Here is a 23,585-nt window from a genome sequence, read left to right on the forward strand (position 1 = left end):
CTTCGCTAACAGCACCCTACTGGCGTGACACAGCCAAAATGATACTTTATTGTAGGGTGGGTTAGGCGGCTTAAACTCCTGCCATCACTACAACCTAGCAATCCGCATTAACTCACTAATTAAGGTGTGTCGTGATATTAGGAACGCGATCGCGCCCAGCCGGTTAATTTCCAGATCAACGCTAGCAACACACTAGAAATGAGCGCCCCCAGATTCCACTTCACCCCATTTTTCAGCAGGGCGAGGCGGCGTTGTCGGAGGGTGGCTTTGCCTTGGGATTCGGCGGCGGCGGCCATTTGGGCGACGGATTCCTGGAGTTGTGTTTTCAGCGGGTCGATCTGTTCAGGGTCTTCGATGGTGATGCTGCGGCCTTGGCTGTCCAGTTGTTGAATCACTTGGGCCATGGCTTCGGGGGTGTTGGCGTTGTCGATCGCGGCTTGAATTTGGGTGATTTCTGTGGCTTGTTGGTCGAGTCGGGTTTGAATCTCGGCGGTGGTTTGGCGATCGAGGCGTGCCGTATTGAGCAAGCCGAGGGGAATCATTAAAAAGAGCAGAAGGCCAGCCACCAAGCTGAACCAAGACAAACTGTTTAAACAGAAGGGTTCCCAGCGCGATCGCGCCCGTTTCCCGCCCCAAAACACCAACACCGCCCCCACCAAACCAATGGGGACAACGCGCTCGACAACCCCCCCCAAGGCCTGCAACTCCCAGGTGGGGTTTAACAGTTGCGGGGGGATGAGCAAATCTACGGCTGTGATTAGAGTAAACAACAGTAAGCCGTAGCCAATGCAGTGGGCCAGGGCCAGGGAGGGTAATTGACTGCGGGAAAATTCCCAGAGTTCATTCACCCGTGGATCGGAGGGAGTGACCGAGGATTGCTCAGGCGGGATGGGGTCAGGGTCAGGGAGAGCAGACATAGAAAATCATCAAAAGAGTGGACATCATCATACAGGTCGAGTGGTGGCAAGCCTGAGTTAGAGGGGTGGAAAGGTTTGGCTCCAGTGCGATCGCCATTCGGGCCAAACTGACTCTAAAATCCCGTAGGCATCGTCCGGTGAACGCCCCTCTAGGGGGAGTCGTAACGTTGTCCACAAACAACGATAATCCCGGAGGGGACTCTGCCCCATCATCCACTTCCACAGGTGCGACAAGCGCCAATCAATCACATCGGCTCCCCGTGCCAGTTGAGGATAGAGAATAACACTATGGCCACGGGGACGCACACAGGCATGGAGTTCGGCGTGATCTTGGCGCGTGACGATCCCGTAAAAGCCCTGCTGATCCGTTTCGTGAATCTGGATATTGATCAGGGTCGGGCTATACATCCGAAAATAGGTTTCATTGACAAAGGGATGGGTGACATAGGCGACGGTGGCTTCTAGGGTGCGATCGCCCTGTTGATAGCGGTATTGGTATGCGTCTGGGGCAAGGCTCGGATCAAGGGTGCTGGGGTCGTAGGGTTCGGCGGTGACGAGTTGCCAACGCGAGAGTGTCACGGCATCGGGATAGTCAAGGCCGGCTTGGGTGGTGAGGCGAGGCGGCGGCGGGAACAACAGCGATCGCACCACCACCACCCCCACGCCCAGCGTCAACATCCCTAACAACCCGATACGCAGCCCTGACCCCAGAAATTTCGGTGCGTTCGTCATCCCGCCTGCTCCGGTGGCGGCGGTAAGCGATCGTGATCCAACATCAGGGCATAACTCCCCCCCAGCAAGCACACGGCGATGAGGGCAAACAGCAATGACCCCTCGCCGGTATGCCAATAGTCAAAGGCCCCGCGATTGTTCGGCCCGGTCAGCATGGCTAAAATTGCCACTCGAATTCCGTTGGTGATGAATGCGATCGCCACGGCTAGCACGGGCGTTAAGACCTGGAACCAACGCCGATAGAGCGGAAACATCAACAAACACAACACCGACAGGCTCAACAGGTAAAAAATAACATCCAGCCCAGAGCAGCCCATATTCACATCCACCCGTCCCGACGCGGATGTGATGTACGTCCCCAACCGCTGCACCTCAAACCCGGAATACCACAGGAGAAACGTACTAAACTTCGCGGTAATCGGTGAAAAATCCACCATCGGCGTTAAGACCACCTTGGGCACACCCAGGCAAAACAGCACCGTTAACTCGCGCCAATAATGCCACAACTTGCCCACCCCCGACGTTAAGCAAAGCCACCCCAAGGCCATCCCAAAGGGATACACCCCCAAAAAATTGGAAGTGGGCAGGGCCAAACTCTTGATCAGCATCGGGAGCAGAATGATCAGACCCACGAGGCTAGATACAACCCCAGAATTCAGGGGCAGGGCTTGACGCTGTTGCCAAAGGCGCGAACCGACCGCAAACCAGACGATCGCACTCACGGCCAGAAAATTGATGTTTCCCGTGCGCCAGGTCAAGGTGAGATGAATGGCAATTAATCCAAAGGCGATCGCACTGAGGAGCCATCGAATCACATAATCCCAATTTTGCCCAACGTTAATCATCGTGTCTCACCCCATTGTGATCAAAAGTGCGATCAATCTGCGCCTATTTTAGCAACTCCTGACCCTCTACTTCCGCCCCTAAACCCCTAGGTAAAACGGCTGGGCAGAGAATGCGTTGCTAACAAGAGGATCGCCCTTCATCCTGTGGTGAATGAGGGGCGATCGTGGCGTAGTTCCGGCACATTGTCATTATCTAGCCCGACTTAACGATTGCTGCCATGCTGTTTAAGTGGGGAGATACCAAAACAACTAAACAGCGGTTCGTTGTTGATGTTTCCGCTTGAGCAATGTGCCGAAGCCTACCGCTGCTGCTGTGCCTACGATTGTCAGCGGTTCAGGTGCAGCTTGTCCTGTTCCGGTGCCACTCCCACCGTTGATGCCATAGTAAGCACTGTTAATACTTTGGTAGCGCACCCCAAAGTTAGACATATTGAACGAGGTGATTTCTTGGTCAAAGTCTAAGGTAATTTGGAAGGTTTCCATCGTGCCATTCCAGATACCGCCACCGCCACCACCATTACAGTTTTTGGTAGAGCCGCCATCATTGAAACAGACATCAATATCTATACCACCATTGGCATTAATATCTTTACCGATGACTGTGGTATCGAATGCCCCGGAAACATCAATGTCAGAAAAGTCAGGATCAATTTGAAACCCAAAGACACTGACGCGATAACTTTCAAACAAATTAGAATCCGGCTCAGGAATATTAAAGGGAGAGTAGGCTTTCAAGCCCACATAGCCTTCCACATCGAGGATGACCTGGCTCGTTCCGTTGCCACTGATGAATGACGAAACATGCATGCGGAAGGTTGAAGCGAGTCCTGAGAGGTCTTCCCCTTCGACATTGCCTCCGACATTGATATCAAGCCAACGGCCCACATCCCCAAACCCTTCGGCATCTAGCGGGTCATTGGCGTTTTTGAAAATGCTGATCGAACCATCTGGACTAACGGTGAAGGCTTCAGCGGTGGGAGCGGTGAAGCCAGCGATCGCACCGCCGAGGATGCAGGCTGAACCCATCAGCGAGAAAGCCCGGTGACGATTGGGAAGTAGGCTTAAAAGGTGATTAATCATAGTGGCTGCTGCACTCAACAAAGAAGATAAAAGCGATTCATAACGACGGACACCATTAAAGGTATCGGTTGTGAGGATGTTGGAAAGCAGAGATTAAGTCTTTAAAGAGTTAAAGCTAGATACTGCTTCAAACGGGGAATTGAGTGCTTGAAGCCTTTTCCTACACCCATCCAGAAACTTTCCACCCTTAATCTAGTTAAAGATACTGACATTGACAATAGTTTTCTGGTGTCTTTACCGTATCTTTACAGAATACCGAGGTAAACCATCTTTTTGTGAACCTCGCAAATATACGGAGATGCGATCGCGGTGAACCGATGATGCAGCTTGAGGCTGGAGGCTTGACAGAGACGACCCCAGCGACGGCGATCGCGCCGAGGCTAAAAGGGTAAATTTTGCAAGGGAGGACGATTGAAGGAATTGGGCGGCCGAGCGGCGGGATTTCCCACCACATAGTTCAAGGGAACGAGGCCAAGACTGCCTTGGGCCTGACAGAGAGAGGCGGCAATCTCGCCCCGACTGGCCACCTGTTGGGGCTGAAATTGACGCACAGACGGGAAGGAAACGACCAGATTATCTTCAATGGCAGCCGCCATCACCTCACGGGCATAGGGGGGGATTTGGTCGGCATCGTTCAGGGCACGCCCCAGAATGGTTTCAGGTCTTTGGGAGGGAAAATAGGCATTGAGGCCAGAGGCGATCGCTAACACCATATGGAGGCGGATCACATTCTCTTGGGGGGAAAATGTCCCCACGGGAAAACCCGAGAGAAAATTTGTTTCGTAGGTGTAGCGGATGGGCATGATCGCCCAGTTGGTATCGGTTACATCGGCGTAGGTGTTGTCCTGATAGGTGCGGATGAACGGGGATTCTGGAAAGGCACGGGCGAGGATCGTGGCAAAGTCGCTGCGAGTCATTGGCAGACTGGGGCGAAAACTACCGTCGGGGAAGGTGGGCATAATCCCTTGCCGGGAGAGATATTCAATACATTGGCGGGCCCAATGGCCGTTGGTATCCGTGGGCATGGATTGGGCCAGGCTTGGCGCAGCCAGGCTGGTGCTTGTAATCAGTGCGATGAAGCCCGTAAGTTTTGACCCGATGTTCATATCCGCGTGGCAATCAATGGTGTGATGGAGAAGACTCCCGCTTCAGAATAACTGAAGAATTCCGGAATCTTCTACTTGCGATCGCGAATTTCTTCCCATCTCGGCAAAATTCCCGCCCCTACCCCTCATTCTGGAGTTAAATGAAAACCCAGATGGGGAATCACCTCATCCTCGCCCGTGAGGGCCCAGGTGGCAAAATGGCGGGCGAGGGAGGGGGTGACAACGAGGGTATTACTAAATCCAGAAAAAAGGCTGAGATTGTCATAATCCCGGAGATGACCGACCTGGGGCAGGGGGTTGCTGCTGAAGGCCACAAGGCAGTGAAACCATTGGGCGGCGCGGGGGGCGAGGGTGGGGAAGAGTTGGGCGAGGGTTTGGCGGAGTTGGGTTTCGCTTTGGACTGGATCGAGGGGGGCCTCTAGGCTGGTGAGGGTGTGGCTGGCTTGGCCAAAGAGGATGCGGCCATCTTGGAATTGCACGACACCGGGGTCAAGGATGGCGGCGGCGGGTTCATGGCCGGGTTCGCGCCATTGAGGGCGAACGGCGGGGGCACTGGCGGCAGCTTCAAGTTGGAAGCGTTGAACCAGGGCGGGCATGATGATGTGGTTGAGGTGCAGGCTGGGATCGGGGGCAAATTCGAGGCCCGCTGCATGGGTGAAATACAGGGGCGGGTCGATGCCGAGGGGTTGGAGGAGGGGGCGGCTCCAGGCTCCGGCGCAGAGGGTGATTTGGGGGGCGTGGTAGGTGACGGGGCTGGTGGCGGCGTGGGTGGTCACGCCGATGATGCGATCGCCGTTTCGATTCCACGCTAAAACCGATTCATTGCGGATGCTGCCCCCCAAACGGACAAAGGCGGCCCGATAGGCGGCGGTGGTGCGAATCGGGTTGATCTGGGCGTGGGGGATGCGGAGGGCGGCGGCGATCGCTGCCGGGTTCAGTAACGGCTCTAATTCCCCAGCTTCGGCGGGAGTGAGGCGGGTAAAGGGGTGATCAAAGGTGGCTTGGTGGGCGGCGATCGCGTCGGGGTCTTGATCGGGGGTAATGAGCGCCAGGAGGGGGCGATCGCAAAATTCCGTCTCGCTCCCCAGTTCCGCCGTCAATTGCCGATGAATCGCCAGGCCCTCCTGTGCCAATTGACGCGCCAGAGGTTTCGTCCCCAGCCAATAGCCCAACCCGCCATAACTGTAGCGGCTCGCCTGTTGGGGTTCCGGGATGCGATCCAACAGCAGCGTTTTCACCCCCCGTTTCGCCAATTCATAGGCGAGGGCCGCCCCGGTAATTCCACCACCAATCACAATCCAGTCGTAATGCTTGCTCATAGCCGATCTCAAACGTTGTTACCCTTTGGCTGTAGCTTGTTCACTTACCCTCACCCCAAACCCCTCTCCCACGAGGCGAGGGGCTTGTGATCGCTTGTTCACTTACCCTCACCCCAAACCCCTCTCCCACGAGGCGAGGGGCTTGTGATCTGTACGGGATGATTTTTTGAACAGGCTGTATTGCCCCATTCTGTCTAGAACTCCTTGTAGGTCGCCACGGGAGCCGCGATCACCCCTTGGCGTTCTAAACTCGCCGCCACCCGTAAGAGATAGGCTTCGTTATAGGGAGCCGCCATCAACTGTACCCCAATGGGTAAGCCCTGATCTCGCACCACCGGCACGGTCAACACCGGCAACCCAATGAAGGACAGCGGTTGGGTGAAGCGACCGAGATAGGGGCGCACATCCACCGTCTGCCCGCCAATCACGGCCTCTAATTGGCCAAGGCGAGGGGCAACACAGGGGGTCGTGGGGGCTACGATCACATCCACATCCCGGAAGATGCGGCGGACTTGATTGCGATACCAGCGGCGAAAGCGTTGGGATTGGATGTACCAAGCGGCTGGGAGGATCGTGCCGGTGAGGAAGCGATCGCGAGTGGCGGGGTCAAAATCATGGGCCCGCGATCGCAGGTTTGCCAGATGATGGGTCGCCCCTTCGGCGGCGGTGATCAACATTGCCGCCGCCCGGGCCCGTTCCGTTTCCGGCAAGGTCACCACCGCATCAGCCTCAAGGGCCGCCGCCACCTGCGCCACCGCCGCAAAAATTTCCGGGTCGGCCCCCGTTTGAAAATAATCCCCCGCCTGGGCGATGCGAATCCCCTGAAGCCCTAAGTTCAATTGCGGCAACACCGGATCAGGCGGATGGCGGCTGCACACCGGATCAAACACATCATCCCCCTGGAGAAAATCAAACACCGTCGCCACATCCCGCACCGATCGCGCCATCACCCCAATATGATCCAAACTGCTCGAAAACAACACCGTGCCCGCCCGCGACAGGCGGCCAAAAGTTGGTTTCAAGCCATAGACCCCACAGAGAGCCGCCGGCACGCGCACGGAGCCATTGGTATCCGACCCCAAACTAATCGGCACAAACCCCGCCGCCACCGCCGCCGCCGATCCCCCCGACGATCCCCCCGCCACCCGCTCCGGATCATGGGGATTATGGGTCGAACCGTAGTGGGTGTTTTCCGTCACGAACCCGTAGGCGTATTCATCCATATTCAACGCGCCGAGGAGGATGCCCCCCGCATGTTTGAGACGGGTGATCACGGTGGCATCTTGGCCAGCGGGTTCATCTTCGGCGTTGATTTTCGCGCCGGCCAGGGTGGTGACCCCGGCAATATCAAACAGGTTTTTCACCGCAAAGGGCACACCACTGAGGGCACTCCAGCGATGGCGGGGGTGGGGGCTGTGGTCGAGTTGGCGGGAGGCGAGGAGAGCCTGATCCGCGAGGACGGCGGTGAAGCAGTTCAGGCCCGGATCGCGCTGGTGAATTTGGGCTAGGTGATGCTGAACCACAGCTTCGACGGTGGTTTGTTGGGTTTGGACGGCGCGGGCAATGGCCACTGCATCGGCAGTGGCGAGATCGAGGGTCATGGCTCAAAGGTCGAGACAACTTCGAGATCATCGGGGAGGACAAACTCCATGACCTGGGGGGCGATCGCTGCTAATCGCTCCATCTGATGGACGACACTGCGGCGATCGGCATCGGACACCGTCAGCCCCATTAACTGCACAGTTTGTTCAACATAGAGAGTCCAGTCAATCTCGGCATTCAGCATGGCTATCTTGATTCAAGGGGACAGGACAAGGAAAAGCGGGTCAACACACAGCGATTAACCAGCACTGCTTAAAGTATTGATCACAGCTTGCAGATTACCAATCGCTTCTTGCTGATAGGCTCCTGTTTGTTGCGCTTGCTCCAGCAACGCTTGGAGGTGTTGGCCATGACTGCGTAAGTCTTGCGTGGATTCGTTTAAGGGTTCGACCAACTCTTCGTAGAGGTTCACTCGTCCCCACAACAGAGTTACCGTAGCTCGATTTTCCTTGAGTTGTTCTTCGAGCGATCGCACCTGATTTTGGTGTTCATCATAGGCATTAATTTGGTCTTGCAAATGGGCTTCCGCTGCGGCAACCTGAGTCTGGATTGCTTCGATTTCACCCTCAATCGTTTGGATGTTCTCCGCCAACTCCATCTGCTGCGCTTCCAATCGCGCCAAGACCGGCGTCAAATCCACCCCAGCCGCTTCATTGTCAGGGTCAGGAATGCCCTGGCGTTGGCGCAACGCCTTGAGATACTGCTTCAGGGTCGTTTGTTTTTCCGCCAGGGTGCGCCGCTGCCCCACCAGGGTTTCATCGAGCAATTTGCGCTGCTCCTGCTCATCGGCGAGTTCTTCTTCGAGGGCCGAGCTATCGTAAACATTGGCCGCCTTGAGTTTTTCTTCGAGTTCCGTCACCGCCTCGCGCTGTAACTTCAGTTCTTCCTCTTGATCGGCGACAAATTGACCGAGGCGATCGTACTCCTTTTGCAGATCGTCCACCCGCTGATTGAGATCCTCCAAGGACATCATTTGTAACGCTTCCAGATCAAGTCCGCCTTTATCCTCCCCATCACTGGGCACGACCCCCTGGGCGAGGTCGGCTAAGGCTTGATAGACTTCAGACTGTTGATTTTGCTGGGCTTGGAGGGTTGCGAGGAGCGATGTTTTGAGGCTGAGTTGAGACTGATGGTGGGCTAAATCCTGCTTGGCTTCGTCGAGGGACATCCGCAGGGCTTGGAGATGTTGATGCTGGGTTTCCCAATCATTCGCTTGTCGATCAATCTCTTGCTGCTGCTGTTGAGCATCGGCCCGCTGCTCATCCAGTTGCCGACTGTAGTAGTCACAATTTTCCTGTTGATTGTTCACCAGGTCGAGGGTGATGGTGATTTGCTCGGCGAGGGATTCGAGGGGTAGGGGATGATCCGCAAGGTAATTCGCCAACTCCTGGAGTTGTTGGGACTGTTCCGGGTCAATGCCAACGGCTGCAACGGCGGTGCTTTGGCTGGATTCTTGTTGTTCGGCGAGGCGCTGTTGTTCGCCGCGCAGGTGGGCCCAGGCTTGTTCGAGTTCTTGGGTTTTGCGCTCAAATTCTTCGCGGATGCGATCGGCTTCGGCGCGGGCTTGTTCGAGTTCCTCGGAGCTTGCGCCGCCTCCGCCGCCGCCTTCTTCAAGGGCGTTTTCAAGCTGTTCAAGTTCAGCCTCAAGCTCCATTTCTCGCTTATTGAGTTCTTGGGCTTGGAGGGTTAAGGACTGTTTCCAGCCTTCGATTTCTTCTTCTTGCTCTTTGAGTTTTTCTTGCAGACGGGAGTAGCGTTGAAGATCCCGGATAATTTGAGTGGCTGCGGGTTCAGGGGGGCCTTGGGGTTGACGATTATTATTGAGGTTAATCGCGATCAGAACGCCGGACTCAAAGGAATTGGCTTCTTCACATTCAATCGCCTCATCACCGGGTACAGCAGTCCAGCTTTGGTCATTACGCTGGCAGGCCAAAAGTTTGATTTCTGTGGAGACTTTCGCCATGAAGCCGCCACCTTTTTGCTTTCTTACTTCTGCGAGATACAGCACGCTGACCGTCCTCTCAATGTATCGTTTGCTGGGTTCATGATCACTTGATAGTACCTTTTCGGGTCGGCTTTTCCTGTCCCATGGTATCGGTACGGTTGTTTCAGCTTGGATTGGGTAATGAAATTAAGCGTACCGCTACTTTTCCCATTTTAATCAGAGTCTCGACAATTGGAAGCATTCTGATGGGGTGGACAAAATGGATGGTATCACCTGGGATGAAGGCTCGGACTGTTCCTATGGTACTGAGCTTTTTCCAGAATGAATGTTCACGGGGGATGAAAGAATGTTTTTGCTAAATGGGATGGTTAGATGAGAAGACTGAGGATGAGGGAGGCGAGGACTGTGGGTGGCGCGAAGGGTGGTCATGCTTGAGGGACGGCTGGCGGATTGGGATTTGGGGATGGTGCTGGGGATTTTAGCGCAGCGCCAATGGACGGGGACGGTGACGACGATCGCCTGGGATTGCAGTACGGGGTCGCCCCTGCGGTTTTGGCTGACCCAAGGGCGGTTGACCTATGGCGCACCGATCGATCCGGCCTTGGAGCACGATCGCAGCTTGGACTATGGACTTGCCCCGGAAACTCACGCTGGTCTGCCGGGGGGCTATGGTGGCCTCTGGCGAGCGATGGATCAAGGGGCGATCGCCTTTGCGGATCTGCGTCCGCTTTGGCGCAGCATGATCCTGGAATTGCTGTTTGAAGGGTTCGGAATCCGATCGGGTCGGTTTGTGGCGGTTCCCGGTGCGCCCCTATCGCCCAACCTCGGCGGCTGGCCGATGGCCCCGCTGCGATCGCAGATTCGCCGTACCCGTCAAGCTTGGCATCACCTCGCCCCCCTGATCACCTCCCTAGACCAATGCCCCCGCGTTACCGATATCGAGGCCGCCCATGCCGCCCTCGCCCCCACTCCCTACGCGGCGATCGCCACCTGGGCCGATGGCCGCACCTCCCTGCGCCAACTCAACCGCCGCCTTGGGGGCAATACCCCCGTCGCCATCGGTCGCTGCCTCCACCAGGGCCATCAAGCCGGTTGGCTCCATCTTCCCCCCGCGCCAGAGCCTGGCCCCAGTGATCCACCCAGTATTCTCTACGTCGGCGATGATCCCGACCTCAGCCAACCCATCGCCCTCGATCTCCGCGCCCACGGCTACGACATTTGCGTCGAAGCTAACCCCTTCACCGCCCTGAACTATATTTGTGACACCCTGCCGGATCTGATCCTCTGCGATCGCCACTTACCCAGTCTCCCCGGCCCCACCTTCGCCGCCCTCGTGCGCCAACTCCCCCAGGGCGATCGTATCCCCTTCATCCTCATCCAATCCCCCCAGACCTCCCCCCCCGAAATTTTGGACTCCAGCCTCATCACCTTGACCAAACCCTGCACAACCCGTATGCTTTTAACGCTAATCCCCCAGCACCTTCCCCCTAAAAAAAGGCTCAGGAAATGAACTGAACCGATTATGATTGGGAAAATCCCGGTTGAGGGACAACTCAGCAACAGAGTAGGCTAAAGATGGGCGATACTTTATTAATGTATGAACCAGCATCAGTCCAGCGAACATTGATTCACAGACTGCCACAGGTTTCATCAGGATTAGGTAGGGAGATATGAGTAGCAAAGTTTTGGTGGTCGAAGATAGTCTAGCCCAGCGGCAAATGATTTCAGACCTCCTCAGAGGGAGTGGCTTAAAAGTCGAAGTCGCGAGCAATGGCGAAGAAGCCTTAAAGCTTGTCGAAACATACGGTCCCGATATCGTGGTGCTGGACATTGTCATGCCGCAAATGAACGGCTATGAACTCTGTCGCCGGCTCAAACAGGACCCCAAAACCCAAAATGTGCCCGTCGTCATGTGCTCCTCTAAAGGAGAAGAGTTCGATCGCTATTGGGGGATGCGTCAGGGTGCCGATGCCTACATTGCCAAGCCCTTCCAACCCGTAGAACTGATCGGAACCGTGAAGCAGTTACTCCGAGGCTAGGCCACGCTGAACTCAAGCAGGGAAGCGGGTAAGATGATCCATCATACAGATCAGGCAACAGAAGACTATGGGATGGAATGACCCCGGACAACTCCGGAATAGTGAAGATCTTGCCTCTGATATTGAAAATATTGGCACTCCCGAAGGTGAACTTCACCTGCGTTTTTTCCTGCCCTCTAGCATTGAACTCGCCCTGCCCGCCACCGGGATTCGTGAAGTGATGAATCAGTCTCCCGATCGCATCACCCCCATTCCCAACGCTTCCCCTCTGCTGCTCGGCACGATTAATATTCGGGGGCAGGTGATTTGGGTGGCGGATCTCGGTCAGTTTTTAGGAGACCCCGTCGCCCTGAGTACACAACGGGCAGAGATTCCCATCATTGCCGTTGAAGACCAGGATATGATTTTAGGGTTGGCCATTAGTGATATCGGGGAAATGGCTTGGCTCGACAGTGAGCAACTCACCGCCACCAGCGGGATTCCCAGTAGTATGCTCACGTTTATGGTGGGGGAATGGGTTCCGCCCTATCAACAACTAGAGCAACCCCTGCGCTTACTCGATCCGGTGCGCATTTTGCGGTCGGCGCGGTGGGCTTCTTAGGGGAAATCGAGTACAACAGAAGACAACGACGTTCAGGTACTATCCTACGGGTAAGCAGTTAGCTGCAGAGGCGGGAGAACTTTATGGCACAAGAGACGGACTACGCGCAAGAGTACGGGCAAGCAGAGCGTGCCTATGCCCTTGGTCAGTATGAAAAAGCCGCCTCCATCATCGATCGCCTCGTCATGGACTATGATGACGATCCTGCTGTGCAACTCTTGCGGGGTCATATCTACTGCTACGGTCTCCATGACTATGCCACCGCCCAGGAACAGTACGCACGGGTCAAAGAACTCACCGACGATCAAGACTTTATCAATTACGCCGAAACGGGGATCGAGGATGCGATCGCTGGACTCAGTGATGACCCCGAAGACTATGGCGACACCAACGGCAACGGCAGTCTAGAGAATTTCGATTCCTACAACAATACCAGCGCCTTTGCCGACAATGCCTTTGACAGCGAAACCTTTCAATCGGAATTTGCTGACGACAGCGCCTTTGACGACCTCAGCGACTCCGGTATTGATGACGACATCACCGACTTTGAATTTGACAACCAACTCCTCGAAAGCAATCCTCAGTCCACCGACAATTTTTTCGGCACCGATGCCGAGGATGACCCCTTTGGCATGGACGATGATTTAGATGCCACCCACTTCATGAATCCGGATGAGGATGACCCCTTTAGCCTCCAAGACGATGACGATTGGCAAACCGATCCCGACGCAGAAGCTACCCAGTTCATCAACAACTCGCCCTTTGATGACATGCAAGTGGAGGATTACCCCAACTTCGATCCAGGGGATTCCGACTCCACGTTTGTGATCCCGCCCTCCTCCAATGAGAACAGGGGCAATGCCAGGGATGAGTCATTCACTCCACCCATGGATGAGGATCTTCTCTTTGATCAAGCCCTCGACAGTGATTATGGCGAGGATGATTTTGCCATGGATGATTCGGCCTTTGCCACGACGGATCAGATGCTAGATGATGATTATCCTGAAACCCTGTTGATGGATTCGGGAGTTCCGGATGAAGACAGTGCCTTTGGTCTAGATGAGGAGTTCATTGAAGCCGAGGCCGGGATGCCTCTGGATGAAGCGGACTATGACCTTGAAGAGGATGGCATGAGTCCGGAACTGGAGGCGGATTTTGACGCGCCGGGGGATGATAATTTCACCTTCGACGATTTTGATGATAATGCCTTCCAAGATGGGGGGTTTGATGACTTTGGGGATACCACCATTGGCCCTGATTCCTTTGCAGGAACAACGGGGGGAGACTTTGGCGAGGAAGACCCAAGTGGCTTCTTAGATGAGTTTCCGGAAGTCTTCAACAATGATCTCAACGACCTCGAAGACATTTCTGAATTTGATGTGGGTGGGATCGGCGGGACGATGTCGGATTCCGCCTTTGCCGAAGTGGGTTTTGATGAGGAGGTTGATCTGAACGGGTTTGCATCGCCTGGGGCGAAGCTGGGCCGGGTGGGGGCTGATCGAGACGGAACCGGATCGGGGGATGAAACGCCGACGAATTTTACCCCAACGAGCGATCGCTTCCTAGAACCCACCGTTGATGTGGACGCGGGACGCATGGCCTGGTTTGCCAACTTCCCCCTCGTCAAAAAGCAATGGGTTACCGCCGTCGCTGCTGGTGTAGCCTCTGCTCTGGCGGTCTCGTTGATCTCGTTTGTGAGTTTCAGTCGCACCCCCGAAGATCAGAGAAAGGTGATTATTCCCTACATGATCGGCTGGAATACCCTGATGACCCTCGTGGCGGGGGGAAGTGCGGGCGGTGTCGTCTGGTTCCTGGGCCGCGAAACCCTCCAGCAAATTCATCGCTCCACCACCGATCTGCAATCTCAATTTGAAGCTGTTTCCCAAGGTGATTTCAACGCCAAAGCCACCATTTATTCTGAAGATGAATTTGGCCATCTTGCCGCTGGTTTCAACGAAATGGCGCGGGTCATTCTCACCACCACCAGCGAAGCCCAACGGCGGGCTGAAGAAACCGAGCAGCAAAAAGAAGATCTCCAGCGCCAGGTGATTCGCCTCCTAGACGACGTGGAAGGCGCGGCACGGGGAGACTTAACGGTGCGCGCCGAAGTGACCGCCGACGTACTCGGTGCGGTGGCCGATGCCTTTAACTTGACGATTCAAAACCTGCGGGAGATTGTCCAACAGGTACGGGCAGCGGCGCGGCAGGTGAACAAGAGTTCCTCGGAAAATGAACAGTTTGCGCGGGGGCTGCAAAGTGATGCCTTGCGCCAAGCCGAAGAATTAGCTGTGACCCTGAACTCGGTGCAGATGATGACCGACTCGATTCGCCGGGTGGCGGAAAATGCCCGCGAAGCGGAAGAAGTGGCACGGTCGGCCGCAGCGGTGGCCCTCAAAGGGGGCGACGCGGTGGAACATGCTGTGGTGGGGATTGTCCAGATTCGGGAAACGGTGGCGGAAACGACGCGGAAGGTGAAACGCCTGGCGGAATCGTCTCAGGAAATTTCGATGATTGTGGCGGCGATTTCCACGATCGCATCGCGCACCAACCTCCTCGCGTTGAATGCGTCCATTGAGGCAGCGCGAGCCGGGGAAGCGGGGCGGGGGTTTGCGATCGTGGCAGATGAAGTCCGTCAACTCGCCGATCGCTCCGCCAAAGCCTTGAAAGACATTGAGCAGATCGTGTTACAGATTCAAAGTGAGACCAGCTTGGTGATGCAGGCCATGGAAGAAGGGACACAGCAGGTGATCGACGGGACGAAACGGGCCGAACAGGCGAAACGCTCCCTCGAAGATATCATCCAAGTGTCGAACCGGATTGACGCGCTGGTGCGATCGATTACCGCCGATACCGTTGAACAAACCGAAAGCACCTTAGCCGTGGCGCAGGTGATGCAATCGGTGGAACTCACTGCCCAAGAAACCTCCCAGGAATCCCAAAAGGTGGCATCTTCTCTGCAAAACCTGGTGAGTATTGCCCGCGACTTGCTCACCTCTGTGGAACGATTCCGGATTGACGATACTGATACCAACTAGGAACGATTATGGCGGATGGAGTCAAGGGGAAGTCAAGCTTGGGGCTGTGGAGCCAACGGGTGTTAGCCGCCATTTTTCTCGCGGGTCAGGCCATTTTTCACCTGTTTAAAATCAAGATCAATCGCCGCAATACCCTAGAGCAATGTGTATCGGTGGGGCCAGGGTCGTTGGTGATCGCGCTGGTGACGGCGGCTTTTGTGGGGATGGTGTTTACGATCCAAGTGGCGCGGGAGTTTCTCTACTTTGGGGCGGGTAGTGCGGTGGGGGGAGTGTTAGCGATCGCCCTCACACGTGAACTCGCCCCCGTCCTCACCGCCGTCGTCCTGGCCGGTCGGGTCGGTTCCGCCTTTGCCGCTGAAATCGGCACGATGCGCGTCACCGAGCAAATCGACGCTCTGCAAATGCTCAAAACCGACCCCATTGACTATCTCGTCATTCCTCGGATTATCGCCTGCTCCCTGATGCTGCCGGTGCTGACGCTCCTCTCCCTGCTCGTCGGGATTATCGGGGGCTTAGTGGTGTCCCACAACCTCTACGGCATCAGTCAAACCGTCTTTCTAGACTCGGTGAAAAGTTTTGTCTCCCTCTGGGATATTGTCAGCGCCATGCTGAAGGCGGCGGTGTTTGGGGCAATGGTGGCGGTGATTGGCTGTAGTTGGGGCTTAACCACCACGGGCGGCGCGAAAGGGGTCGGAGAATCCACCACCACCGCCGTGGTCACCTCGCTCCTCGCCATCTTTGTCGCCAACTTTTTCCTCTCTTGGGTCATGTTCCAAGGCACGGGAAATTCCATGACGGGTTAAGGATTTGCCTGTGGGGGAAAGACCCCTAAACTCCGGCGACGATCGATCCACAGGCGGGCGCGGCGCACGGCTTCTTCTCGCGTCCAAGCTTTGGGGACAGCGATCGCATCCCCCCAGTCATAGGCCACCCACGCCGTATAGATCCTCACCCCTTGCCACGTCCCCGGCGCAAGCTGGATCATGTAGCCGCGATAGGGAAACGAGAGGGTGACGTTAACGATATCAGGATCGGGGATCATGGTGACGTTCGGGGGTTAATCGGGCCATTCTACTTGTTTAATTCGGGCGTGATGGCCACGGGTAATGGCGATCGCTGACTTCGGCACTCGATAGGTTTTAGCCAAGAGTTTGATCAATTCCTGATTCGCTTTGCCATCCACCGGCGGCGAGGTCAAGTAGATCACTAAGCTGCCGTCGGCGGCTTCCGTCAGGCTTTGGCGTTTGGCATTGGGTTTCACGTTGATTAATTTTTTCATGGTTTTGGGGCAAAATTCAAAAACAAGTGGAAGATTCCCCGCGCTCCCCGCCGAATCTCGTTAGGATCAACGCGAGATCAAGCGTGGGATTACGGTTCAATGAAATATGTACAGGAATATCGAGACGGAACCCTAGCGCGACAATATGGGGAGGCGATCGCCAACCTCACAACGCGCCCCTGGACGATCATGGAAATTTGCGGCGGCCAAACCCATTCGATCGTTAAGTACGGCATTGATACCATCCTACCGCCAGAGATTCGCCTCATCCATGGCCCCGGCTGTCCGGTGTGCGTCACGGATATGAGCATTATTGACCAAGCGATCGTCCTCGCTCAACAGCCCGACGTGATCTTTTGTTCCTTTGGGGATATGTTGCGCGTTCCCGGCACAGAGCATGACCTCCTCAGCATCAAGGCCCAGGGCGGTGATGTGCGGATGGTGTACTCGCCCCTCGATGCGGTGCGCTTGGCTCAGGAGCATTGCGATCGCCACATCATTTTCTTCGCCGTCGGGTTTGAAACCACCGCCCCCGCCACCGCCATGGCCGTCCACCAAGCCCAACAGCTTGGCCTCGATAACTTTTCCCTCCTCGTCTCCCATGTCCTCGTCCCCCCCGCCATGGCCGCCATCTTGGACGATCCCCATTGTCAAGTCCAAGGCTTCCTCGCAGCGGGCCACGTTTGCACCGTCATGGGTTATCAAGAATATGAACCCATCGCCGCCCGCTACCAGATCCCGATCATTGTCACCGGCTTTGAACCCATCGACATCCTCCAAGGTCTCTATCTCTGCATTCAACAACTCGAAGCCGGTCAAGCCACCTGCGAAAACCAATACGCCCGTTCCGTCCAACCCCACGGCAACCCCCACGCCCAAACCCTGATCCAAAAAATCTTCACCATCGTCCCCCAACGGTGGCGCGGCATCGGCGCGATTCCCCACAGCGGCCTAGGGTTAAAACCGGCCTACGCCGTCTTTGATGCCCAACTGCGTTTTGCGGATCTCCTCGCCACCCAAACCCCCGCCCCCGTCGCCACGGACTGCATCAGCGGCGACATCATGCGCGGCGTGAAGAAGCCCCACGAATGCCCTGCTTTTGGGCGAAACTGCACCCCAGAACGCCCCCTCGGTGCGCCGATGGTGTCTTCAGAGGGAGCCTGCGCCGCTTACTATCGCTATCGTCAACCGGATGCGATCGCCTCTTAAGCGTGATATGGCAATCCTATTTGATTCATGAACAGGCAAGGGGCTTAAGCCCCTTGTTGATAAGATTCATGAATAGGCAAGGGGCTTAAGCCCCTTGTTGATGAGGAGATCAGATCTCCGATTGATTTAGGATCGCTCTACAAGGCCAACGTGTTAGGATTGCGTCGAAATTTGACACCTAAAATTCCGGCAGTCTGGCCTGTGGCGATTTGGTAGGATAAACAGTACATCATCGTTAGTCAACAACAGGTAAAGCGCGTGGTAGTCAAGCCAGAATGGTTACGAGTGAAAGCACCGCAACGGGAACGCATCGGCAGTGTGACAGAAATTCTGCGCGATCTTGCCCTCAATACCGTCTGTGAGGAAGCCTCCTGCCCGAATATTGGTGAATGTTTCCACGCCGGAACCGCCACGTTTTTGATTATGGGGCCGGCCTGTACTCGTGCTTGTCCCTACTGCGACATTGATTTTGAGAAAAAGCCTCAAGCCCTCGACCCAACAGAGCCGATCCGACTGGGGGAAGCTGTCGGACGGCTCAAGCTCAATCATGTGGTGATTACCTCGGTGAATCGGGATGACTTACCGGATGGCGGCGCGTCCCAGTTTCAGCGTTGCATCGCTGAAGTGCGTAAAATTTCGCCCCAAACGACGATTGAAGTGCTCATTCCCGATCTCTGTGGCAATTGGGACGCATTACAGGCGATTCTCGCCGCCGATCCGGAGGTGTTGAACCACAATACGGAAACTATTCCCCGTCTCTATCGCCGCACCCGTCCCCAAGGGGACTATGGGCGATCGCTCGAACTCCTGCGCCGCACCCGTGAGCTTGCCCCCTGGACCTATACCAAGTCGGGGATCATGGTGGGGCTAGGAGAAACAGACGAAGAAGTCCGTGCGACGATGCGCGATCTGCGAGCGGTGGATTGCGATATTCTCACCATTGGCCAATACCTCCAACCCTCGCAAAAACATTTGGGGGTTGAAGCATTTATCACGCCAGCACAGTTTGACGCTTGGCGAGAGTACGGGGAGGATCTGGGATTTTTACAGGTGGTGTCGTCGCCGTTGACCCGCAGTTCTTACCATGCGGAAGAGGTGCGCCGCTTGATGCAGGAATACCCCCGCGCCAAAGGGGTGATGCGATCAGTGATGTCTACGGTGCAATAGTGGCAAAAATGCGGCGATTTTCGAGGATTAGCACGCCCTAAACCCAGCAGGCAAGGGGTTAAAACCACCTTGCCCGCGATTAATCATTAATTCGCGCCCACGAGAGCAACTTCAGGGGTGTCGAGGTCTTGAAACAGGGGCGTGCTGAGGTAGCGTTCTCCAAAGCTCGGCTGAATCATGACGATCAGTTTGCCTTTGTTTTCCGGGCGTTTGCCGATCGCGATCGCTGCACAGAGTGCCGCCCCCGTGGAAATCCCGGAGAGAATCCCCTCCTCCCGTGCCAGTCGTCGGCCGTAAGCGATCGCATCCTCATCACTGACCGTCACCACCTCATCAATCAACTCCACCTTCAACACCTCCGGCACAAACCCCGCCCCAATCCCTTGGATTTTATGGGGGCCAGGATTCCCACCCGATAGAATCGGGCTGCCCGTGGGTTCGACTGCGATCGCCTTAAATTCCGGTTTACGCTGCTTAATGACCTCCGCAACCCCCGTAATCGTTCCCCCCGTCCCCACACCTGCAATTAAGAAATCAATCTGGCCCTCCGTATCCTGCCAAATCTCCTCCGCCGTCGTGCGCCGATGAATATCCGGATTCGCATCATTGCGGAACTGTTGCAACATATAAGCATTGGGTGTCGTTTCCATAATCTGCTGCGCCCGCCGAATACAAGCACTCATCCCCCCCGTGCCCGGCGTGAGCTCCAACGTTGCCCCATAGGCCCGCAACATCGCCCGCCGCTCATTACTCATCGTTTCCGGCATCGTCAAAATCAACTGATACCCCTTCGCCGCCGCCGCCATCGCCAGCGCAATCCCGGTATTCCCCGACGTGGGTTCTACTAAAATCGTTTTGCCCGGCTCAATCTCCCCCGCCGCTTCCGCCGCATTGATCATATTGACCCCAATCCGATCCTTCACCGAGGCCGCCGGATTCATGCCTTCAAGCTTGACCACAATATCCGCGACACAGCCTTCCGCCTGAGGAATACGGTTCAAACGCACGAGGGGTGTCCGCCCCACTAACTCAGTCATATTATTCGCAATCTGCATGATTCCCTCCCATTGGGGCACTAAATATAGTACATGATATTCATCTGTCGTCGTGAGTCACGTTTGTCTGATAAATCTTGTAATGTGTAGCGTTTCAACACCTCACGCACACTCCCACAGACATCCTGCCAAATCTCCTCAACCACGGCACTTTCCACCGTCTCCACCAGCGGCTCTTTTTTCTGATGCTCTGTCCCTTCCAGACAATTCACCACATCAAATAGCGTGATTTTCCACGGCTCTTGAATCAACAAATAGCCGCCCTTTGCCCCGCGCTGACTTTGAACAAACCCACCCCGCCGGAGAGTGGCTAATAATTGCTCAAGGTAACGCTCTGGGATCTGTTGTTGAGCGGCAATTTGTTTGATTTGTAAGGGTTCTTGTTGTGGATAGTGACCCGCTAGTTCCAATAACGCGAGCAGAGCATATTCAGTGCGACAGGAAAGTTCCACGACAGTTTAAGGAGTTGGGGCGTTCTGTCCAGTATACCCCTATTCCCCACTGGGGTTTGCAGGATTCACAGTACTTAGCAAATTTGCAGTCTTGCCCCGTAACTAAAACAAAATGGACTGAGTTTGCTCAGTCCATTTTGTGTTTAATCAGCCTATTTAGGAAAGGTCGAAACGCTTAGAACGAGAACGTCGTCCGGAGCGTACCGATGACGGCATCGCTGCTATCCCCTGGGCCTTGGTTCGGATCGGTGAGCCAGATCACACCAGGAGTGATGCTGATGTTGTCGCTGAGTTGGTACTTGTAGAAGGCTTCGATGTGCCAGGAGAAGTCCTTATCAAACAAGGCATTATTAACGTTGACTCCTTCAATGCCCCGCAGGGTGGGTTGAGCACCCCCGAAGATACCGAGGACGCTGCCTTCTTTACCAAGATCAGGGAAAGCAATCCCACCACCGAATGTCCAGATTTCAGCGTCACCCCGGCTGATCAAACGCGCCTGGGTGAGGGAGGCAAAGCCGCTGATGGAAATGCTGTCGCTGGGACGGAAGGCCATTTCAGCCCCGAAAGAGTTGGTCACGGTACCCCGGCTAGTTACCTCACTACCAAGACCATTGTCAAAGAGGCTTGCGGGGTTGTTAGCCAAGCTTGTGCCAACTAAGCCAGATGCAGGAGTTGCACCACTGCCAAAAATTGAGTTAGTGGCGTTGGTAGTTACGCCGTTACTGTTGGTGTAGTTTTCATTGGTGTGGTAGGCGTGAACGAAGGTGAGACCGAGGCCGAAGCGATCGCTCACGTTCGCGTTCAACTGACCGAGCATAGCGTAGTCGCTGTTGATTGCACCTTCAGACGGATCAGAAGCATTCCCGGCAAAGTAGCCCAAGGTCACGGTACTGGGGCCAAGGATGCTTTCGATGGGGGTGAAACCAAAGCTCAGGGCTGCACCCGTGCCGCCACCAATCCGGTAAATCGGGTTTTCCGAGGCAAAGGTCGAGAGTGCGCCGTTGCCGCCGTCGTAGTCTTCAAAGTAGGGGTTGAGGGTAGGAGCAAAGTCACTCCAGATCCCGCCCGTGGCAGCAACGTAGGCTTGGGAGTTCCCGAAGGGGAAGTAATAAGCCAACCAATCTACATTGACGCGGTTGCTGTTGGTAGAGTCACCATTGAGGTTAAAGGTTTGAGTGCCTTCAAAGCCAGTGGTGGAGCCAATCGTGGGCAGAATAGCGAGGTTGCCGGTGGCGAGGCGGGTCACTAACCGGTCTTCGCCGGTGAAGCTGGTGTTGAGTTCGAGGCGAACGCGATCGCCGAACACCGCATCACTGAGGCTATCCACTGCCCCACTTGCATTGCCGGTTCCATCGCTGAAGTCACTGGTGGCGGCAAAGATCACTTCACCCGCTAATTTGGTGGTGGTGGAGAATTGGTGATCTTCAAGGAAGGCGACCCGACCTTCGAGGGCATCAACACGGGTTCCTAATGTCGCTAATTCCGCTTCAAATTCTTGGATGAGGCGTTGCAGGGCTTCAAGATCCGAACGGGTGACAAAATCAGCCGTCGAAGCCGCAATCAAACGCTCAATTTGTTGTAAACAGGCATTTAAGCCCGCTGCAAATTCGTAACGGCTCAGGGCGCGACCACCGCGATAGGTTCCGTTGGGATACCCTTTCAAGCAGTCGTAACGGCGCACAAGGTCATCTAAGGCTTGGTAGGCCCAGTCGTTAGGAGACACATCGGTAAATTGCGCCGCACCGGGTACACCTTGGCCCATACTGCCGTTGGTGTCTTCCGTGCCGTATTGGTTGATCTGATCCAAGACTTCGTCATTGGAAACAGTTTGAGCAACAGCACCGGTGGCCGTTGAGAGGGCGATCGCTAAGCCCAAGAATGCCGGGCTGACGCGGTTCAATGTCCGAAAAAAGTTTGCCATGGTATTTTCTGTCCTCACACCTTCAGTCGAGCTACGCAGTATGCAGATAGATTCACTACTGCGCTTTGTTAGACTACTACATCTTGCCCAACTGTCGGACAAGATTACGCCATTTATTGTAACTGGAATGGATCGGGTTTGCTACTGTTTCGCGGGATGCTGGGCAATTGCCGTCAATTGGCCGATGGGATTGCGATCAATGTGACAAACGGATCGAGTCAGCGCCACGCCTAGATCTCCCATCACAATCCGGGTTGATCATGCCTAGACTAAGGAGGCGATCGCCGCCGCCAGACTAAAGTCCTTTTCAGTCAACCCACCCGCGTCATGGGTCGAGAGACTGACCGTCACTTTATTATAAGAAATGCTGAGATCCGGGTGATGTCCTGCTGACTCCGCCGGTTCGACCAGACGATTGACAAAATCAACCGCAGTAACAAAATCTTGAAACACAAACGTTCTTTGGATCGTATTTTCAACCTGTTGCCAATCGGGAAGCGTCTTCAGGTGCTCTGTGATTGCTGCACTATGTAATAACGATGCCATAGGATATTTACTCAAAAACTACGCCAAATACTATCCGCTCCCACAAGGCGTATGCTTCCAGGAAACATATCAATTGTGGGAGCGGTCTAGAGGGTCTTCGTATGCTGTCATTCTGACTGCTGGAAGGAACTCTGGGATTGATAGACCGTGCTATCAATGACTAGAGAACAGCCCCAGCGCACAGCCGATGATTCTCAGCGTGAAGACCCATGCATTTACTACTATCACTCATGGGCATCACCTCCTTAAATCCTGTTAGGGTTAGTTTCAAAATGAACTTATGGATAAGGTAGCACAAATTTTTAGTTTGGGAAGGGGGTCGTGCTATTAATTTCGTGATCTCTCCTTTTCTCAACCGATCTGTGCTTTCTCTTGCCAAACACGAGAAAGCGGATAGAGTGTCATTCTCTATCCGCTTTCACTGATCTCAGGCTGGATGGGTTGAAAATTAATCTATTCCACAAGCCCAGGACAATCTAGTGTCGTGGCACGTCTTAATCGGTGGGTTACGGCGGATTGCTAGATTGCAGTAATAGTCTGTATTTAAGTCGCCTAACCCACCCTACCATTCAGCATTATTTTAGCTGTGCCGTGGCACTAGAGAGCGTTACCACGCGGTAAAACCTCCTCAGGGAATATAAAACGTTCGTGGGGTTGATCTTGCGGAGCCATCCAGGCCCGCATCCCTTCGTTGAGCAGAATGTTCTTGGTGTAGAACGTCTCAAATTCAGGGTC

22 protein-coding genes and 1 pseudogene are annotated in these 23,585 nt (G+C 55.0%); 7 read left to right on the forward strand and 16 right to left on the reverse strand.

Annotated elements, in window-relative coordinates; genetic code table 11:
- Nucleotides 1–137 precede the first annotated feature (137 nt).
- The 9 genes from hpsJ-A to hmpF all read right to left on the reverse strand — a co-directional run bounded on the left by hpsJ-A (nt 138) and on the right by hmpF (nt 9,609).
- The gene (gene hpsJ-A, locus PN477_RS01560) at nt 138–917 is read right to left on the reverse strand and encodes an HpsJ-like protein, cyanoexosortase A-associated (protein WP_272120579.1); all 780 of its coding nucleotides are present in this window, start codon (nt 915–917) and stop codon (nt 138–140) included.
- Nucleotides 918–974: 57 nt separating this feature from the next.
- On the reverse strand, nt 975–1,649 hold the full coding sequence (locus PN477_RS01565) for a cyanoexosortase A system-associated protein (protein ID WP_272120577.1): 675 nt from the start codon (nt 1,647–1,649) through the stop codon (nt 975–977).
- On the reverse strand, nt 1,646–2,494 hold the full coding sequence (gene crtA / locus PN477_RS01570) for a cyanoexosortase A (RefSeq protein WP_272120574.1): 849 nt from the start codon (nt 2,492–2,494) through the stop codon (nt 1,646–1,648). The genes PN477_RS01565 and crtA overlap by 4 nt, the downstream gene beginning before the upstream one ends.
- A gap of 249 nt (nt 2,495–2,743) precedes the next feature.
- Nucleotides 2,744–3,520: a cistern family PEP-CTERM protein gene (locus PN477_RS01575; RefSeq protein WP_272146915.1), complete on the reverse strand. Its 777-nt coding sequence runs from the start codon at nt 3,518–3,520 to the stop codon at nt 2,744–2,746.
- Nucleotides 3,521–3,954: 434 nt separating this feature from the next.
- Nucleotides 3,955–4,680, reverse strand: coding sequence for an S-layer homology domain-containing protein (locus PN477_RS01580; protein ID WP_272120568.1), 726 nt, complete (start codon nt 4,678–4,680; stop codon nt 3,955–3,957).
- A 125-nt stretch (nt 4,681–4,805) separates the two neighbouring features.
- The gene (locus PN477_RS01585) at nt 4,806–5,999 is read right to left on the reverse strand and encodes an NAD(P)/FAD-dependent oxidoreductase (RefSeq protein ID WP_272120565.1); all 1,194 of its coding nucleotides are present in this window, start codon (nt 5,997–5,999) and stop codon (nt 4,806–4,808) included.
- 194 nt (nt 6,000–6,193) lie between these two features.
- Complete coding sequence (locus PN477_RS01590) at nt 6,194–7,600, reverse strand: AtzE family amidohydrolase (protein WP_272120562.1); 1,407 nt, start codon at nt 7,598–7,600, stop codon at nt 6,194–6,196.
- On the reverse strand, nt 7,597–7,785 hold the full coding sequence (locus PN477_RS01595; RefSeq protein WP_272120559.1) for a DUF4089 domain-containing protein: 189 nt from the start codon (nt 7,783–7,785) through the stop codon (nt 7,597–7,599). Before PN477_RS01595 ends, PN477_RS01590 begins: the two co-directional genes overlap by 4 nt.
- A 54-nt stretch (nt 7,786–7,839) precedes the next feature.
- On the reverse strand, nt 7,840–9,609 hold the full coding sequence (gene hmpF / locus PN477_RS01600; RefSeq protein WP_272120556.1) for a pilus motility taxis protein HmpF: 1,770 nt from the start codon (nt 9,607–9,609) through the stop codon (nt 7,840–7,842).
- A 364-nt stretch (nt 9,610–9,973) separates the two neighbouring features.
- On the opposite strand from hmpF, the gene PN477_RS01605 reads away from it, so the two are divergent.
- The 5 genes from PN477_RS01605 (at nt 9,974) to PN477_RS01625 (ending at nt 16,024) form a co-directional block, all read left to right on the forward strand.
- Complete coding sequence (locus PN477_RS01605) at nt 9,974–11,056, forward strand: DUF4388 domain-containing protein (protein WP_272120553.1); 1,083 nt, start codon at nt 9,974–9,976, stop codon at nt 11,054–11,056.
- Between the two features lie 160 nt (nt 11,057–11,216).
- A complete protein-coding gene (locus tag PN477_RS01610) occupies nt 11,217–11,585 on the forward strand; it encodes a response regulator (protein WP_272120551.1) in 369 nt (122 codons plus the stop codon).
- A gap of 67 nt (nt 11,586–11,652) precedes the next feature.
- Nucleotides 11,653–12,186, forward strand: coding sequence for a chemotaxis protein CheW (locus PN477_RS01615; RefSeq protein WP_272120549.1), 534 nt, complete (start codon nt 11,653–11,655; stop codon nt 12,184–12,186).
- A gap of 83 nt (nt 12,187–12,269) precedes the next feature.
- The gene (locus PN477_RS01620; protein WP_272120546.1) at nt 12,270–15,221 is read left to right on the forward strand and encodes a methyl-accepting chemotaxis protein; all 2,952 of its coding nucleotides are present in this window, start codon (nt 12,270–12,272) and stop codon (nt 15,219–15,221) included.
- A gap of 8 nt (nt 15,222–15,229) precedes the next feature.
- Nucleotides 15,230–16,024, forward strand: coding sequence for an MlaE family lipid ABC transporter permease subunit (locus PN477_RS01625; protein ID WP_272120544.1), 795 nt, complete (start codon nt 15,230–15,232; stop codon nt 16,022–16,024).
- Here PN477_RS01625 and PN477_RS01630 read toward each other — a convergent pair.
- Nucleotides 16,021–16,263 (reverse strand): hypothetical protein, encoded by a 243-nt coding sequence (locus PN477_RS01630; protein WP_272120542.1) that lies wholly within the window; start codon nt 16,261–16,263, stop codon nt 16,021–16,023. The two genes, PN477_RS01625 and PN477_RS01630, sit on opposite strands and share 4 nt — an antisense overlap.
- A gap of 15 nt (nt 16,264–16,278) precedes the next feature.
- Nucleotides 16,279–16,500: a DUF167 domain-containing protein gene (locus tag PN477_RS01635; protein WP_272120540.1), complete on the reverse strand. Its 222-nt coding sequence runs from the start codon at nt 16,498–16,500 to the stop codon at nt 16,279–16,281.
- Between the two features lie 99 nt (nt 16,501–16,599).
- Here PN477_RS01635 and hypD point away from each other — a divergent pair, with 99 nt between their 5' ends.
- Together hypD and lipA are read left to right on the forward strand one after the other, a co-directional pair.
- Entirely contained in the window at nt 16,600–17,709 is a 1,110-nt protein-coding gene (gene hypD / locus PN477_RS01640) for a hydrogenase formation protein HypD (RefSeq protein WP_272120538.1), read from the forward strand.
- Nucleotides 17,710–17,940: 231 nt separating this feature from the next.
- Nucleotides 17,941–18,876, forward strand: coding sequence for a lipoyl synthase (gene lipA / locus PN477_RS01645; protein ID WP_272120603.1), 936 nt, complete (start codon nt 17,941–17,943; stop codon nt 18,874–18,876).
- 86 nt (nt 18,877–18,962) lie between these two features.
- On the opposite strand, the gene cysK is transcribed toward lipA, so the two are convergent.
- The 5 genes and pseudogenes from cysK to PN477_RS01670 form a co-directional block, all read right to left on the reverse strand.
- The gene (gene cysK, locus PN477_RS01650; protein ID WP_272120536.1) at nt 18,963–19,931 is read right to left on the reverse strand and encodes a cysteine synthase A; all 969 of its coding nucleotides are present in this window, start codon (nt 19,929–19,931) and stop codon (nt 18,963–18,965) included.
- Nucleotides 19,932–19,951: 20 nt separating this feature from the next.
- Nucleotides 19,952–20,383, reverse strand: coding sequence for an RrF2 family transcriptional regulator (locus tag PN477_RS01655; RefSeq protein WP_272120534.1), 432 nt, complete (start codon nt 20,381–20,383; stop codon nt 19,952–19,954).
- A 175-nt stretch (nt 20,384–20,558) separates the two neighbouring features.
- The gene (locus tag PN477_RS01660; protein WP_272120531.1) at nt 20,559–22,304 is read right to left on the reverse strand and encodes an iron uptake porin; all 1,746 of its coding nucleotides are present in this window, start codon (nt 22,302–22,304) and stop codon (nt 20,559–20,561) included.
- A 264-nt stretch (nt 22,305–22,568) separates the two neighbouring features.
- On the reverse strand, nt 22,569–22,850 hold the full coding sequence (locus tag PN477_RS01665) for a 4a-hydroxytetrahydrobiopterin dehydratase (protein WP_272120529.1): 282 nt from the start codon (nt 22,848–22,850) through the stop codon (nt 22,569–22,571).
- 597 nt (nt 22,851–23,447) lie between these two features.
- Nucleotides 23,448–23,585 (reverse strand): annotated as a pseudogene (locus PN477_RS01670) (photosystem II D2 protein (photosystem q(a) protein)); the annotation flags it as partial.

This window comes from Spirulina subsalsa CS-330, from assembly GCF_028330765.1.
Classification (GTDB): domain Bacteria; phylum Cyanobacteriota; class Cyanobacteriia; order Cyanobacteriales; family Spirulinaceae; genus Spirulina; species Spirulina subsalsa_A.

Bases quoted from the DNA above. Each gene is read 5' to 3' on its own strand.
- PN477_RS01630 (WP_272120542.1), bottom strand. From the start codon at position 16,263: ATGATCCCCGATCCTGATATCGTTAACGTCACCCTCTCGTTTCCCTAT.
- hpsJ-A (WP_272120579.1), bottom strand. From the start codon at position 917: ATGTCTGCTCTCCCTGACCCTGACCCCATCCCGCCTGAGCAATCCTCG.
- PN477_RS01590 (WP_272120562.1), bottom strand. From the start codon at position 7,600: ATGACCCTCGATCTCGCCACTGCCGATGCAGTGGCCATTGCCCGCGCC.
- PN477_RS01625 (WP_272120544.1), top strand. From the start codon at position 15,230: ATGGCGGATGGAGTCAAGGGGAAGTCAAGCTTGGGGCTGTGGAGCCAA.
- PN477_RS01660 (WP_272120531.1), bottom strand. From the start codon at position 22,304: ATGGCAAACTTTTTTCGGACATTGAACCGCGTCAGCCCGGCATTCTTG.
- PN477_RS01565 (WP_272120577.1), bottom strand. From the start codon at position 1,649: ATGACGAACGCACCGAAATTTCTGGGGTCAGGGCTGCGTATCGGGTTG.
- crtA (WP_272120574.1), bottom strand. From the start codon at position 2,494: ATGATTAACGTTGGGCAAAATTGGGATTATGTGATTCGATGGCTCCTC.
- PN477_RS01605 (WP_272120553.1), top strand. From the start codon at position 9,974: ATGCTTGAGGGACGGCTGGCGGATTGGGATTTGGGGATGGTGCTGGGG.
- PN477_RS01595 (WP_272120559.1), bottom strand. From the start codon at position 7,785: ATGCTGAATGCCGAGATTGACTGGACTCTCTATGTTGAACAAACTGTG.
- PN477_RS01665 (WP_272120529.1), bottom strand. From the start codon at position 22,850: ATGGCATCGTTATTACATAGTGCAGCAATCACAGAGCACCTGAAGACG.
- PN477_RS01615 (WP_272120549.1), top strand. From the start codon at position 11,653: ATGGGATGGAATGACCCCGGACAACTCCGGAATAGTGAAGATCTTGCC.
- cysK (WP_272120536.1), bottom strand. From the start codon at position 19,931: ATGCAGATTGCGAATAATATGACTGAGTTAGTGGGGCGGACACCCCTC.
- PN477_RS01635 (WP_272120540.1), bottom strand. From the start codon at position 16,500: ATGAAAAAATTAATCAACGTGAAACCCAATGCCAAACGCCAAAGCCTG.
- PN477_RS01580 (WP_272120568.1), bottom strand. From the start codon at position 4,680: ATGAACATCGGGTCAAAACTTACGGGCTTCATCGCACTGATTACAAGC.
- hypD (WP_272120538.1), top strand. From the start codon at position 16,600: ATGAAATATGTACAGGAATATCGAGACGGAACCCTAGCGCGACAATAT.
- PN477_RS01620 (WP_272120546.1), top strand. From the start codon at position 12,270: ATGGCACAAGAGACGGACTACGCGCAAGAGTACGGGCAAGCAGAGCGT.
- PN477_RS01575 (WP_272146915.1), bottom strand. From the start codon at position 3,520: ATGGGTTCAGCCTGCATCCTCGGCGGTGCGATCGCTGGCTTCACCGCT.
- PN477_RS01585 (WP_272120565.1), bottom strand. From the start codon at position 5,999: ATGAGCAAGCATTACGACTGGATTGTGATTGGTGGTGGAATTACCGGG.
- PN477_RS01610 (WP_272120551.1), top strand. From the start codon at position 11,217: ATGAGTAGCAAAGTTTTGGTGGTCGAAGATAGTCTAGCCCAGCGGCAA.